The organism is Sphaerisporangium fuscum, from assembly GCF_018531465.1.
Classification (GTDB): Bacteria; Actinomycetota; Actinomycetes; order Streptosporangiales; family Streptosporangiaceae; genus Sphaerisporangium; species Sphaerisporangium fuscum.
Genome location: NZ_JAHDTF010000003.1, coordinates 198,337 through 211,768, shown reverse-complemented (window position 1 = coordinate 211,768; position 13,432 = coordinate 198,337). Strand labels below are relative to the sequence as shown.

At 74.3% G+C, this 13,432-nt stretch carries 11 protein-coding genes; 8 read left to right on the top strand and 3 right to left on the bottom strand.

The annotated features are described in order from the left end of the window. Nucleotides 1-51: 51 nt before the first annotated feature. From KIK05_RS03820 to KIK05_RS03810, 3 genes are all read right to left on the bottom strand, one after another. Complete coding sequence (locus tag KIK05_RS03820) at nucleotides 52-219, bottom strand: hypothetical protein (protein WP_214409117.1); 168 nt, start codon at nucleotides 217-219, stop codon at nucleotides 52-54. A gap of 194 nt (nucleotides 220-413) precedes the next feature. Next, entirely contained in the window at nucleotides 414-2,567 is a 2,154-nt protein-coding gene (locus KIK05_RS03815) for a peptidase domain-containing ABC transporter (RefSeq protein ID WP_214409116.1), read from the bottom strand. Beyond that, on the bottom strand, nucleotides 2,567-5,764 hold the full coding sequence (locus KIK05_RS03810; protein WP_214409115.1) for a type 2 lanthipeptide synthetase LanM family protein: 3,198 nt from the start codon (nucleotides 5,762-5,764) through the stop codon (nucleotides 2,567-2,569). Before KIK05_RS03810 ends, KIK05_RS03815 begins: the two co-directional genes overlap by 1 nt. A gap of 319 nt (nucleotides 5,765-6,083) precedes the next feature. On the opposite strand from KIK05_RS03810, the gene lxmK reads away from it, so the two are divergent. From lxmK to KIK05_RS03770, 8 genes are all read left to right on the top strand, one after another. After that, nucleotides 6,084-7,175, top strand: coding sequence for a class V lanthionine synthetase subunit LxmK (gene lxmK / locus KIK05_RS03805; protein ID WP_214409114.1), 1,092 nt, complete (start codon nucleotides 6,084-6,086; stop codon nucleotides 7,173-7,175). Next, on the top strand, nucleotides 7,172-8,143 hold the full coding sequence (locus tag KIK05_RS03800; protein ID WP_214409113.1) for a T3SS effector HopA1 family protein: 972 nt from the start codon (nucleotides 7,172-7,174) through the stop codon (nucleotides 8,141-8,143). Before lxmK ends, KIK05_RS03800 begins: the two co-directional genes overlap by 4 nt. 5 nt (nucleotides 8,144-8,148) lie before the next feature. After that, nucleotides 8,149-8,313: an LxmA leader domain family RiPP gene (locus KIK05_RS03795; RefSeq protein ID WP_214409112.1), complete on the top strand. Its 165-nt coding sequence runs from the start codon at nucleotides 8,149-8,151 to the stop codon at nucleotides 8,311-8,313. Between the two features lie 79 nt (nucleotides 8,314-8,392). Further along, a complete protein-coding gene (locus KIK05_RS03790) occupies nucleotides 8,393-9,361 on the top strand; it encodes an LLM class flavin-dependent oxidoreductase (protein ID WP_214409111.1) in 969 nt (322 codons plus the stop codon). Further along, nucleotides 9,354-9,950 carry a flavoprotein gene (locus tag KIK05_RS03785; protein ID WP_214409110.1) on the top strand — a complete coding sequence of 199 codons (597 nt, stop codon included), beginning with the start codon at nucleotides 9,354-9,356 and terminating at the stop codon, nucleotides 9,948-9,950. Before KIK05_RS03790 ends, KIK05_RS03785 begins: the two co-directional genes overlap by 8 nt. Beyond that, nucleotides 9,947-10,915 (top strand): phosphotransferase family protein, encoded by a 969-nt coding sequence (locus KIK05_RS03780; RefSeq protein WP_214409109.1) that lies wholly within the window; start codon nucleotides 9,947-9,949, stop codon nucleotides 10,913-10,915. Before KIK05_RS03785 ends, KIK05_RS03780 begins: the two co-directional genes overlap by 4 nt. Next, nucleotides 10,912-12,180, top strand: coding sequence for a M16 family metallopeptidase (locus tag KIK05_RS03775; protein WP_214409108.1), 1,269 nt, complete (start codon nucleotides 10,912-10,914; stop codon nucleotides 12,178-12,180). Before KIK05_RS03780 ends, KIK05_RS03775 begins: the two co-directional genes overlap by 4 nt. Continuing rightward, entirely contained in the window at nucleotides 12,177-13,412 is a 1,236-nt protein-coding gene (locus tag KIK05_RS03770) for a M16 family metallopeptidase (protein WP_214409107.1), read from the top strand. Before KIK05_RS03775 ends, KIK05_RS03770 begins: the two co-directional genes overlap by 4 nt. Nucleotides 13,413-13,432 lie beyond the last annotated feature (20 nt).

Sequence of the window (13,432 nt, the reverse complement as noted above, 5' to 3'; positions counted from 1 at the left end):
AGGCCCTCGCCCCGGCCCGTGACGGGCCGGGGCGAGGCGGAGGGGTGCTTCCTAGCACCACCAGTCGGTGGGGCAGCAGCCGAGGCTGAAGGCGTACTCGGTGGACCGCTGGCCGCCGACGATCTTGTCGTCCAGGACGATGTCACCGGCGGGGTGGACGAGATCCGCATCGCGGCCCTGGGGGTTCTTCCACTGCCGGATCAGCTCGTGGTCGGACATGTAACCTCCTTGATGGAACGGACAGGGTGTCGCGCCCCGTCCGTGGGTGGACGCGCCGGTGAGCCCGGCGCCGCTCACGCGCCAGTGCCTCGGTTCGCTGGCCGGGGCGGCTGGACGGCGTGAAGACTCGGTATCCGGCCGGACGGGCGGTGATCCCGTCCCGGTGGCCGGCAGGTCGTCAGGTCAGGTGTGGGTCACGCGCTGAGCACCTCGGGCGCCGAATCGTCCGCGAACAGCCGCTTGTACGTCCCCGCCACCGAGATGAGCTCCTCATGACGGCCCATGGCGACCATGCGCCCCCGGTCGAGTACGAGGATCCGGTCGGCGTCGCGGATCGCGCTCAGCCGGTGCGAGATGACGATCCGCGTGACCTCCAGCCCGGACAGCGCCGCGTCGACGCGGCGTTCGGTCTCGGGATCGAGATGGCTGGTGGCCTCGTCGAGGATGAGCAGGCGGGGCCGGTGGACGAGGGCGCGGGCCAGGGCGACGCGCTGGCGCTGGCCGGCCGACAGGGCGGCGCCGGCCTCGCCGACCAGGGTCTGGTAGCCCATCGGCATCGCGACGACGTCGTCGTGCAGCCCCGCGATCGACGCGGCGCGCACCACCTCGGCGTCGGTCGCGTCCTCGCGGCCCAAGGTGAGGTTGTCCTTGATGGTGCCGTTGAACAGCGTCAGGTCCTGGAGCACGGCCCCGCACCGCGAACGCAGGTCGTGGACGTCCAGCTCGTCCAGGGGGTGGCCGTCGTGCCGGACGGTGCCGCCCGTGGGGCGCAGCAGGCCGAGGACGAGCAGGGCTATCGTGCTCTTGCCCGAGCCGGTGCGGCCGACGATGCCCAGCTTGGACCCGGCGGGGACGCTGAACGTCAGGTCCTTCACCACCGGTTCGGCGTCGGCCTGGTAGTGGAAGACCAGCCCCTCCACCTCGACGCGGCTGGCGGCGCCCGAGGTCAGGCGGACCCCGCCGCCGGGTTCCTCGCCGGCGTCGACGATGTCGTACACCCGCTCGATCTGGCTGCGCAGCATCGGGTAGTTCTGCCCCGCGCCGGCCAGGCTCTGGACGGGGGCGAGCACCGCCAGGGCCACGGTGTTGGCGGCCAGCGCCGTGCCGAGCGTCATCCCGCCCGACAGGACGAGCGCCAGCCCGAACAGCAGCAGTAACAACGGGGCCAGGGTGAGCAGGCTCTGGTGCAGAGCCTCCAGGGTCGCGGTGATGCGGCCGCGGGCGAGCAGCGCGCTCCGATGGTGGTCGTACAGGCGCATCCAGTGCCGCTCGGCACGGGGCTCGACGCCGTTGGCCTTGACCGGGACGATGGCTTCGAGGGTCTCGGTGAGGTAGCTCTGCTCCTCGGCCTTGGTCGACAGCTCGCGCTGGTGAACCGCCCCGATCCGGGGGGAGATCCTGAGCACCAGCAGCACGTGCGCGGCGGCCATCACCAGGACGACCAGCACGTAACCGGGGGCGAGCAGGGTCAGGCCGATCAGGTAGCCAGTGAGCAACGCCGCGTCCAGGATCAGGGTCAGCAGCCTCTGCGTGACGGCCTCCCGCGTCGTGGAGACGCTGCCCAGCCGGGCGAGCAGGTCGCCTCGGCGGCGCTGGATGAAGAAGGTCAGCGGCAGCCGCAGCATGTGACGGATCAGCTGCCGGCCGAGCACCGCCTCCGCCCGGACCCGGAGGGTCAGCACGGCCAGCTCGCGCAGCAGGGATGTCAGCCCGGCCAGGACGGTGGTGCCGAGCACCACCGCGGCGAAGACGGGCAGCACGTCCGCGCGCCGGTCGGGGGCGAAGGTGTCGACGACCTGCTGGGTGGCGACGGGCAACACCAGGGCGAGCATCTTGAGCACGAGCGCGCAGGCGACGACGGCGCCCAGCAGCGGCCGGCTGCCGGGCAGCGCCACGAAGTCGCGCAGATAGCGGAACATCAGTGACTCACGCAGCGGGGTGCGCCGCCGTACGAAGTCCGGGCCCCTTGAGACGCTGATCACTGCCCCGCCGTAGCGGCGGTCGAACTCGTCCAGGCTCTGCCACTGGCGTCCGAACGCGGGGTCGGCGACGCGGGCGCGGCGCGCGGTGATCTTCTCCACGACGACGAAGTGGTGGTCGCTCTGGTAGGCGATGAGCGGCTCACCAAGCTCCCTGAGCCGCGGCACCCGCTCGGTCCGGGCCCGCAACCCCATCCGGGACGCGGCGGTGACCAGCTGGGGGGCCGACACCCCGTCGCGGCCGATGCCGAGAAGGTCGCGGCACTCGGCCACCCGGGTGTCCCTGCCGTGGAAGCTGGCCATCATCGCCAGGCAGGCCGCGGCGCACTCGGTGGAGGTCAGCTGGTGCCGTAGCGGGACGCGGGCCATCAGCGGACCTTCCCGGCCGGCGCGTCGAGCAGCAGCACCGACGGGACGCGGCCGGGGTCGGCCAGCCGCAGCAGGCCGTACCCGATGCCGGCCAGGCCGTTCAGCAGCCCGGGGCCGGCGGCGTCCCCCGGGACGCCGCAGCGGGGGCCGCGGCGCGCCAGGTCGTCCAGGATGTGGGCGGTGCGGGCCTCCAGCGCCTGCGCCGCCTCCGGGCGCTCCCGTAGCCGGATCAGCAGTTCCAGGTTGCCCAGCTCGCCGTGGCAGAGGCTGTGGTTGGCCATCGGCCGGCGGGCGAGCTCGGCCTGGAGCGCGAGTTCGAGATCGGCCCGCGGATGGACGTCGCCCGGCGGCTGGCCGCCACGCCGACCGGCGGCGCTACCCTCTGCCAGTTCCGGACCGCTGATCCGGGACAGTCCGATGCCGGGGGCGCCGTGACACCACGCGTGGGACACCGAACCGCTCGCCGGCCCCTGCCGGTGGTCGGGCCAGCCGCGTTCGCGCGGCCGGTACTGCTCGTGTTCGTAGGCGAACGCCGCCAGCGCGACCTCGGCGGCGCGCCGGTCGCCGCCCGCGGACGCGAAGCGGAGCAGCGCCCAGCCGATGCCGGCGGCGCCGTGCGAGAAGCCGGTCAGCGGCCGGTCGGCGGCCACGGTCGTCCGCCAGGCCACTCCCGCTCCGGTCGGCGCCGCGGTGGTCAGGAGCCGTTCGGCGCACACCTCGGCCGCTCTCCAGGCGGCGGCCAGGCCGGTGGCCCGGTGGACCGCGAGCATCACTGCCAGGGTGCCGGCGCTGCCGCCGATGACGTCGAGCGTGTCGTCCTGTTCGGCGGCCTTCGCCGACAGCTCCGCGAAGGCCGCGACCGGCTCGGCGAGGGCGGGTTCCTCCAGCAGGACGGCGAGATGCAGCAGCCCGTACGCCACCCCCGCCAGCCCGGTGAAGGCGCCCATGACCGGCCTGCCGTCGGCGTTCCCGGCGAGGCGAGGGACCGGCGTCAGAGCGCGGCGGGCCAGGTCGGCGTAGCGCTCGGCACCGGTCACCACGGCCAGCCGGGCCAGGAACAGGGCCACCCCGATGTAGCCGCCGTACAGGTCCGGTCCCAGCGGCCGGGGCGTCCAGTGCTTCTCGTCGACCAGTTCCAGGCCGAGCCAGTTGACGCGTTTCCCGTCGTCGCAGGCGTCGCGGGCGATGAGGTCGGCGATGTCCCGGGCCGCGGCGACGAGCCGGGCCGGATCGGGAGGTGTACCGCCGGACGGGCCGGAGGGCGCCTCCTGGACCAGGGCGGCCAACCCCGACCGGTCCCGGCTGACCATCGACGCGCGGATCACCCACTCCTGGCGGGCGCGATCGGCGTCCCCGAGGCTCATGATCTTGCGGGTCGCGCGGGTCAGGCCGGGCTCCCGCAGGAGGCCGGGGATCCGGACGCCGCCCGAGGTCCACAGGTCGGTGCTGTCGGGACGGGTGGTGAAGATGGGGATGTCGCCCGCCCACAGGTCCTCGATCTCGTACCGGACCACTCGCTGTCGGGCCGGGTCGCCGCCGGAGATCGCCCACAGGTAGTCGAGGACCCGATCCCGGTCGAGGCCGTGGCGCAGGACGTCGGGATGGGTGGATTCGGTCAGCAACGTGCCGTAGATCCTGGTCGGCCGCAGCACCACCCGCACCTCGTCTCCGGCGAACCTCCGCAGCAGCGCCGTCAGGTCGCCCGCATCGGCCACGATGGCGTCGTAGGCGCGGCCGAACCCGGACAGGAAGGACTCGATGTGGTCCGCCGGTTCCGTCTGCGCCTCGCTCCCGCCGACATACGGCCGGTTCCGCCCGCCCGGGAAGGTCATCTGGTCGCGGATCAGCCGCATCTCGTCGGTGCCCTGACCGGCCCAGGCCGGTGACCTCATCGGCATCGGCGCGCCCTTGTCACCGCCCATGCCCGACAGGTCGGCCACGCCGTTCTCACCGACGATCAACTGCGGGAGCAGGGCGCTGCGGCTCACCGACGCCTCCAGGGCCCGTTCCGCCGGATCGTCGAGCAGCCGCTCGTGCTCGGCGGTGGGCACGATCGGGTGCAGCAGGGCCTCCAGGTCGACCAGCACCGGCTGGTCCCCGCGGGCGATCAGGTTCTCGCAGTGGAAGTCGGCGCCGTCCAGGGCGTGGATGAGGGCCAGCAGCGCGCCGAGCCGGTGGTAGTAGCGGTCGACGGCTTCCTGGTCCTGGCACGGCAGGTGCGGGGCGAACTCCACCCAGCCGTACCGGCCGCGATCCACCACGGTCAACCGGATCAGGTCCAGCCCGGCGACCCGGTCGTTCAGCCACGCCAGGGCGGCGTTGAAGTGCCGGTGCACGGCCTGGGGGCGCGGCTTGTAGACGACCCGGGCCCCGCCGGCGAAGCTCAGGACGGCCACCGACCGGCCGCTCTGATGCGTGTCGCCGCCGACGGCGGCCTTCACGAGCGCGCCCGGGTCGGCGCCGCCCAGCAGGGCGCGCACGATCTCGGCGCGGTCCCGGGCGAACCTCTCCAGCATCTCCAGCCGCACGTCGGCGAAGCGCGAGGCCTCCTCCACCAGCAGCCGGGCCAGCACGGGATACTCCTCGCACAGCGCCGCCACGGCCTCGGGCCGCTGGAAGCGCCGCACGAAGTCGGCGAACCGCTCCTGCGGCGTAGACCCCGCCAGCCGCCGGCCGACGCGCATGACGTTCAGCTCCAGGACCAGAGTCCGTGACGCCAGCGTGGTGAGGTTCCGCCGCAGACGGCCGGCCCATTCCTCCAGCAGGGAGCCGGCGTGGACCATCCCGGCGAGTTCGCCCAGGCCCGCGGCCAGCCGGCTCAGTGCGATCCTCGCGAAGGGCGCCAGGATCGGCCCGAACCCGTCCTCGGCGGCCTCTTCTCTCATCGAGGCGATCACGTCGGCGACCTGCCCGGCCCAGGCGGGTGCGGGGTGACGGCCCGCCAGCGCGGCGGGCTCCTCCTCGAGCAGCCCGATCAGTCGCTCGACGGTCAGGCCCGCGTCCTCCAGGCGCCGCTCGAAGAGCCCGCGCTCCTCCAGCCCGTGGGTGTCCCGCCACTGGCGCAGGCGCCAGCGGGTGGCTGCGCCGGCCGGTGCCGGCGAAGGGCCGGGCCGGAGTCCGGCTCGCCGCTCGCTCAGGTTCAGCCCACCCGTCCACCACGCCGTGCCCAGCGCGGCGCGTGTCGCCCCTGTGGTCACTTCATCCCCTTCCCCCGGCGGATCACGACCCGCGACGGGAACCGCCTTCGTCGTCGGCGTCAGCGATCACGAGCATCGAGCGGACGGCTTGTGACGCCCTTGAAGGACCTTGTGGGACCGCGGGAAGGGCGGCTCCAAGATCACCACAAGGCGTGCGGCCCATGCTGGTGGCCGTCCGCGGCGGACGAAGCCGCGCTCACTCACCGGCCGGTCATGCGGGTGAGTCGGACGTGCTCACGATTTCCGTTCCAGTCACGGGGAGACAGACTCATGCAGGGGAAACACCGGACGGCGGCCTCCCGCGTCTCGGGAGCCGGCGATGGCGGTGCGTGAACGGCTGAGGCCGCTGCCGGTGCCGCTCGACGAGGTTCCCGAGGTGGCCGAGTTCCTCACGAGGCTCGGTTTGGGGAACCTCGGGCCGGACGACGTCTCCGCGTTCTTCGGCCGCAACGACACCTGGGCTGGGGTGACCGACGCCGGCGTCCCGGTCTTCGTCAAGCGGATCAGCGGCGAGGCGGACCTGGTGCGCCGGAGGGTGCGGCGGACCAGGGCGATGGGCGAACTGCTCGACGCGCACGCCGTCATCACCACCCCCCGCTTCCTCGGCGATGACGGCGAGTCCGGGCTGGTGGCCCTCGCCCTGCTGGACGAGGCGCGCAACGGGGCCCACCTCGCCTCCGAGGACGACTTCACCAGCGAACTCGCCCGCCTGGCGGGAGTCCAGGTCGGCACACTCCACACGCTCCCGGCGCCGGAACCCGTCGCCGAGGACACCTCGGAACCGCCCCTCCCCCCGCTCGGCCGCCTGTCCGCTCTCCCGCTGGAGTTCTACGCGGCGGCGAGCGGCGGAGAGCTGGAGGCCTGGGGGATCCTGCACGACGATCCCGCGGTCGCCGAGGCGATCACGAGGCTGTGCCGGTGGGAGGGACGCGCCTCCCGCGTCCTGGTCCACGGGGATCTCCGGCTCGACCAGTTCCTGTATCACGACGGCACCTTGCACCTGGGCGACTGGGAGGAGGTCAGACTGGCCGACCCCGCGCGGGACGTGGGCGCCTTCGCCGGTGAGTGGCTCTACCGCGCCGTCGTGCTCGGCATGGCCGGCCACGAGGACGTCGTCGGGGAGCGCGAGGTCGTGGCCGGCGGCGTCCAGCGGTTCGAGGCCCTGCGCCCGCACATCGAGGCGTTCTGGTCGGGCTATCTGGAGGCCAGACCGGCCGCTCGCGCCGACGAGGAGCTGGCGACCAGGTCGGCGGCCTTCGCCGGCTGGCACATGTTCGACCGGGTCATCGCGGCCGGCATCGAGCGCAGCCGGTTGACGGCCCTGGAGCGCGCCGCGGCGGGTGTCGGACGCAGGGTCCTGACGGCTCCCGCCGAGTTCACCACCACGCTGGGCTTCGGAGGTGCCAGGTGAGGCGGCTGCTCGACCGGGTGCGGATCAGCCCGGACCTGACCTCGGCCACGGTCGACGATCGCGAGGTCGGCGGCGACGGCCCCAGGACACTGCGCGGCGCCCTGTCGATCGCCCTGTACGACGCCTTCCACGCCGGGCAGAAGCCCAGGGAGACCGCGCGCCGCAAGTCGCTGCGCGACCCCGGCTTCGAGCAGGCTCTCCGCGCGATGGTCCCGCACCGCGACTCGCGCGTCCTGGCCCCGCTGGTGCCCGGAACGGCCGACGTGGTGCGCCTGCACGGCGTGCGGGTGCTGGTCCCGGCGGCCCGGCTCGGCGCCGAGGCCGAGACGCCCGGCGGTCCCGCGCGATGGGTCGGCGTGCCCGCCGTCCTGCCCGCGCTGTCTCCCGGCTTCCTGCTCGTCAACGGTTCGCTGGGCCACGACTTCGAGGCGGGCTCCTGCGTCCGGCTGTACGTCGGCGCCGAGACGCCCGACGCGGCGCCCGGCCTGTGGGGCGCGCTGCTCGGCCGGCTGGAGGACCTCCAGGTTCCCTATCGGGCCAAGGTGCTCTCCGCGCGCGACCTGTATCCGCGGCGCGACAGCATCGTCGTCTACCTGGGGCGGCGTTCGTGGCACGTGGTTCCGGAGCTCACCCGGGCGGCCACCGCCGCCGGCGGGCTCCGGCGGGACGTGTCGGCCTACGTCGCCGAGCTCGCCGGCGGCGTCGGCTGGGGCTGGGAGCCGCAGGATCCCCGGCCCGGGATGCGCGGCCTGAGTTTCGGCGAGCACCGCTCGCAGGCCGTCGCCGCCGGGCTGCTGGCCCACGCCGAACACGGCGGCGACCGGGACCGGTCGGTGACCGAGGCGCTGCTGGCCGCCGGGATCACACCCGGCGCCCTGCACCGCAACCTCACCTCACCGGCGGTCCCCTTCGAGACCTCCGGACCCGGACCCGGGCCCGGATCCGACGAAGAACACGAAAGGAGGTGAACATCTTGTCCACTCAGTTCCTGATGGAGGGCGCCGACGCCTACACCTCGCTCGCCGAGGTCGCGGCGGCCCCCGTGGCCGACGTCCCCGAGGCGGTGCCGACCCCCGACACCAGCTGGCTCACCAGCCCGCTCTGCGTGATCGCGTACACCATCGAGTCCAGCTGCTGATGACCCGGCAGTGAGTGGCGGCGCCGTGGGCCCGCGGCACCGCCACCGCTCCGGACCAACAGGTGATCTTGGAGGTGTCATGGCTCCCGCACTTCTGTTCCCGCTCCAGCCCACGCATCCCGGCGAGGTCGCGCCCTTCGGCCGGCTGGTGATGGACGGGCTGGCCGGCCGGCTCTGGATGGGGCAGTCCGTGATGGCCGAGACGCATCAGGCGATCGCCTACCTGGCCGGCATGGGCATCAAGGTGCCTGCCGGGATCGGCGTCACGCTGATGCCGCTGCGGCATCCCATGGAGGCGGCCGCCCAGGCGCGCAGCCTGGCGCTGCTCACCGGGCGGCCGGTGGTCGCCGGGTACGGCGCCGCCACCCCCGAGCTGGTCGGGGCGCTGCGCGGCGTGCCGTACGAGAAGCCGGCGACGGCCGCGGCCGGGTACGCCCGCGCCGTGCGCGCCAGCCTCGGCGGCGGGATCTTCGATCACGCCTGCGAGGCCTGCGTCGCCTCCGTCGGGTTGCCACCGATGGAGCATCCGCCCGTCGAGGTGGGCCTGGGCGTCATCCGTCCGGGCATGGCACGGGCCGCGGGCGCCGTCGCCGACGTGGCGATCACCTGGATGACGCCGCCCGGCTACGTCAGGGACGTGCTCGTGCCCGCCCTGGCGGCGGGCGCCGCCGCGGGCGGGCGCGCGATGCCCCGCGTCGCGACCGTCGTGCACGTGGCGCTGGCCGGCCCCGGCCGTGACCCGGTGAGGCTCGCGCAGGCCGGCGCCCGGCTGCACCTGACCGCGCCGCACTACACCGGCATGCTCAGACGGGCCGGCGTCCCCGCCGATCCGGCCGACCCCCGTGCCGGCGCCGCGGCGCTGGTGGAGGCTGGCGTTTATGTGTACGGCACGCCGGAACAGGTCGTCGAGCGGCTGCGCGCCTACCGCGAGGCGGGCGTGGACGAGGTCGTCCTCAATCCGGCCGGTGTGCTGCGGACCGAGGGGTCGGCGGCGGCCGTGGCGGACGCCGCGCGGATCCTCGGCGCCCTGGCGGACGCCGATGAGTGACAGCGGGCACCCTCCCTTGCGCGCCGAGCGGCTGCTCATGCTCGTCACCGGATGCGTGAGCGCCGCCTTCCTGCCGTACTGGCTCAACTGGCTGGGCCACGTCCACCCGCGCCTGGAGACGCGGGTGGTGGTGACCAGGAGCGCGGCCCGGTTCGTGAGCCGGCGGGCGATCGCGGCCATCATCGGCCGGGAGGCGCCGCTCGACGCCTGGGCGGAGGACCCGGAGCCGGGCGCGCCCCACGTCGACTACGCCGGCTGGCCGGACACCGTCCTGGTCTACCCGGCGAGCTACAACTTCCTGAGCCGGTTCGCCGGCGGCCTCGGCGACACCCCCGCGCTGCTGGCGCTCCAGTGCACCTCCGCGCCGATCGGGATCGCGCCGGCCCTGCCTCCGGGAGCCACCGGCTCACACGCCTACCAGCGCAACCTAGCGGCGCTCGCCGCCCGGCCCAACGTCGTGGTCGCCGACCCCGTGCCCACCGTGAGCTTCCACACCCGCGACCGGGACGCCTCGGCGGCCGCCCCGCTGCCGTTCCTGCTCGAACGCGTCGAGAAGCTACGCGAGACCTGTGAGAGAGAGGCCAGATGAGCGAGGTCGTCGAGGACTTCGGCACCGGTTTCCTGCGCACCACGATCGTCCGGTGCGACGAGGGCGGCTATCGATGGATCCGGCGCCCCGGGCCCGGCCACGGCGGCCCGCTGCGCGAACCCGATCCCGCCGTCCTCGCCGCCGTCCGGCCCGTCGCGGCCGGGCCGGTGAGTCTCACCTTCGGCGAACCCGTGGACGGCGGAGGCATGGCGTACCGGACCACCCAGGCCCGCTCGCTCGCGGGCATGTTCCTCCGCCACGGCCGGAACCCGGGAGAGCCCGATCTCGAGCGGATCGCCGCTGACACCCTCGTGGAGACGGCCGCGGCGCTCGCCCGGCTGCATGCCGTCCCCCTCCCGCGGGCCGGCATGCCGTCCCCGGAAGGGCCGCGGCGGCTGCTCTCCTGGCTGCGCGGCGGGGACGGGGACGCCGGGCCGGCGCAGTTCCGCCGCCACGCCGCCGAGATCCTGGGACGTGACCGGATGGCCCTGGCCGGGGCGTGGTGCGAGCCGTCCCGAGAGGGAAGGCGGGTGCTGCTTCACGGCGCGCCGAGCGCCGGCATCCTCCTCCCCCTGATCGCTCACCGGGACGGTGGCCTGCTGACCGGCGAGGACCTCGGCGCGGGCCCGCCGGAGTCGGACGCCGGCTGGCTCATCGGCGAGCTGGTGGAGTTCCGCGAACTGGCGCGATCGCGCCAAGCCCGCCAGGGGTCGCGGGGCGGCGTCGGCACCGCCGGCTTCGACGCTCTCATCCGCTGCGTCCTGGACGGCTACGGCGGCGTTCTGGACGCCCACGCCGTGGGGCGCCAGGCCGCCGTGCGGTTCCTGACCCACGCCCACGACTTCGCCACCTACGTGGGGTGGCACGAGATGCTGCTGGAAACGCTGCGGCTCGTCGCGGGTGTGATCGACGCGGCGGACGACGGGCGGCTCCTGCCGTCCCCGGCGGGTGTGAGCCGGCTATGAGCGAGATCACGCGCGTGACGCTGGCCAACGGGCTGCGGGTGGTCGTCGAGGAGGAGCGTTCCGCGCCCGTCGCGGGCGTCGCCGTCCACTACGGCGTCGGCTTCCGGGCGGAGACCGAAGGCAGTTCGGGGCTGGCCCACCTGTTCGAGCACCTGATGTTCCAGGGGGCCGAGGGCAGCGAGCGCGACCATTTCCAGCAGGTGGAGAGCATCGGAGGGTTCTGCAACGCCTCCACCCGGCAGGACTACACCGACTTCTACACCGTCGTCCCCGCCGGCGCGGTCACGCAGGTGATCACCCTCGAGGCCGACCGCATGCGCGCCCCCAAGATCACCGAGCGGGCCGTGCGGGTCCAGGCGGCGGTCGTGCGGGAGGAGGTCCTGGGCAAGGTCCGCAAGCCCTACGGCGGGTTCCCCTGGCCCAGGCTCTCTCCCGTGATCTTCCGCGACTTCGCCAACGCCCACGACGGGTACGGCGACCACGCCGCCCTGCGGAACGTCGGCCCGCACGACTGCGCGGAGTTCTTCGATCGTCACTACAGCCCCGCCAACGCCGTGCTGACGGTCACGGGTGACATCGAGCCCGGCCGGGTACTGGAGGCCGCCGAGCGTGCGTTCGGGCGGATCCCGCCCCGGCCCGTCCAGGAGCGCGTCTCCCACTGGGAGCCGGAGCCCGCCGGGCGGCTGGAGGCCGAGTACACCGACCCGCTGGCGCCCCTTCCCGCCCTGGCCGTGGGCCACCGGGTGCCCGACCCTGGCGCCGATCCGGCCGCGCATTTCGCGCTGGCCGCCCTGGCGGGTGTGCTCACCGGAGGCACCAGGCCGCGGCTGCGTGAGCGGCTGCGGCGCGAGACGGGTCAGGACGTCACCCTCTCGGCCCGCGTCGGCCTGTTCGACTTCCTCGACGCCCACGATCCCGACATCTGGATCATGACCGCCGTCCATCCGGAGGAGCTGCCGGCCGAGAGGGTGCTGGCCGCGCTGGACGCCGAGCTGGAATCGCTCGGCGCCGCGGGCCCCACCGAGGAAGAGGTGCGGCATCGCCGCAACCGGTGGATGACCTCCCATCACCGGTCGATGGACCAGCTCGCCAACCGGCTGCGGATGCTGGGGCGCTTCGAGCTGCTGTTCGGCGATCCCGGGCGCCTGGCCCGGCTCCCGGAGCTGTGCGACGGGGTGACCGCCTCCGATGTGGCGGCGGCGGCTCACGCCTTGCGGCCGGACTCCCGCGCGCTGCTCAGAGTCGTCCCGGGGGAAGGGCGATGAGGCGGGCCCTCGTCGATCGCACCCTGGGGAACGGACTGCGCCTGCTTGCGCTGCGGCACGGCGGCACGCCCCTGGCCGAAGCGCGCCTCCACCTCCCCTCGCCCTGCCCGACCCGGCGCGATCTGGCCGAGGCCATGCTGCTGGCCGCCTGCCTGCCGGAGGGACACGGCAGGGACGACGGCGTGACGGAGGTGACCGCGACGGCCGACGTCCACCAGACCACCGTCGCCGCCGGCTCTCCCCTGGCGGACCTGCGCGCCCTGATGCCGGCCCTGGCGGAGATGGTGCGGGACGTGCCCACCGAGCCGGGGCCGGCGCGTGGCCGGCTGATCGCGCGGCTCCGGCTGACCCGAACCCACCCGGACGTCACCGTCAGGTCCGACCTGGCGCGGCACCTGTTCGGCGACCATCCCGCGGCCTTCCACCTGCCGGAGGAGAAGGAGCTGGCCGCGATCGGGCGGGTGCGGCGTCCGCCGTTCGACCCGCGCGGCGCCCTGCTGGTGATCCTCGCGGACGAGGACCCGGGGCGGATGGCCGACGCGGCGGAGCAGGCGCTGGCCGGCTGGCGGCCGCCCGCGGCGGGCGCGTCCCCGCTGCCGCCGCTTCCCCGGATCGAGGGCGGGCGGCTGGTGGCGCTGCCACGGCCGGGCGCGCCGCAGTCCCGGATCCGGCTGCGCGCGCCGGCGGTGACGGCCGGCCACGAGCGCTACCCCGCGCTCTTCCTGGCCTGCAACGCCCTGGGCGGCTACCTCTCCTCACGGCTGTCCAGAAGCCTGCGCGAGGACAAGGGCTACGTGTACGGGGTCACCACGTTCTTCGACACCCGCCCGGGAAGCGGGCTGCTGGCGATCGAGGCCGACACCGCGGCCGCCACCACCGGCGCCGCCCTGGAGGTGCTGACCGCCGAGCTGCACCGGATGCGGACGCATCCGCCCACCGAGCAGGAGATCGACGCCGCCCGCGCCTACGCCCTCGGCTCGATGGCGACCCGCCTGGCGCCCCGCGCCGCGTTCGCCTCCGCGCTCGCCGACCTCGCGGCCAAGGCCGTCGACCCGCTCCTGCTCCTCGATTTCCCGCGCCGGCTCGCCGCGGTGACGCGTGAGGCCGTGATCGCGGCGGCCGACGAGTTCCTCGCTGTGGAACGGTTCTCGGGCGTGGTCGCCGCGGACCCCGGAGCGCTCGGAGGGTACGGCGGGGGTTTCGAGCTCGCCTCGGCGGGCTTCTCCTCCTGACGGCCGCCCTCCGTGTGAGG

Bases quoted from the DNA above. Each gene is read 5' to 3' on its own strand.
- KIK05_RS03820 (WP_214409117.1), bottom strand. From the start codon at position 219: ATGTCCGACCACGAGCTGATCCGGCAGTGGAAGAACCCCCAGGGCCGC.
- KIK05_RS03815 (WP_214409116.1), bottom strand. From the start codon at position 2,567: ATGGCCCGCGTCCCGCTACGGCACCAGCTGACCTCCACCGAGTGCGCC.
- lxmK (WP_214409114.1), top strand. From the start codon at position 6,084: ATGGCGGTGCGTGAACGGCTGAGGCCGCTGCCGGTGCCGCTCGACGAG.
- KIK05_RS03790 (WP_214409111.1), top strand. From the start codon at position 8,393: ATGGCTCCCGCACTTCTGTTCCCGCTCCAGCCCACGCATCCCGGCGAG.
- KIK05_RS03785 (WP_214409110.1), top strand. From the start codon at position 9,354: ATGAGTGACAGCGGGCACCCTCCCTTGCGCGCCGAGCGGCTGCTCATG.
- KIK05_RS03780 (WP_214409109.1), top strand. From the start codon at position 9,947: ATGAGCGAGGTCGTCGAGGACTTCGGCACCGGTTTCCTGCGCACCACG.
- KIK05_RS03775 (WP_214409108.1), top strand. From the start codon at position 10,912: ATGAGCGAGATCACGCGCGTGACGCTGGCCAACGGGCTGCGGGTGGTC.
- KIK05_RS03770 (WP_214409107.1), top strand. From the start codon at position 12,177: ATGAGGCGGGCCCTCGTCGATCGCACCCTGGGGAACGGACTGCGCCTG.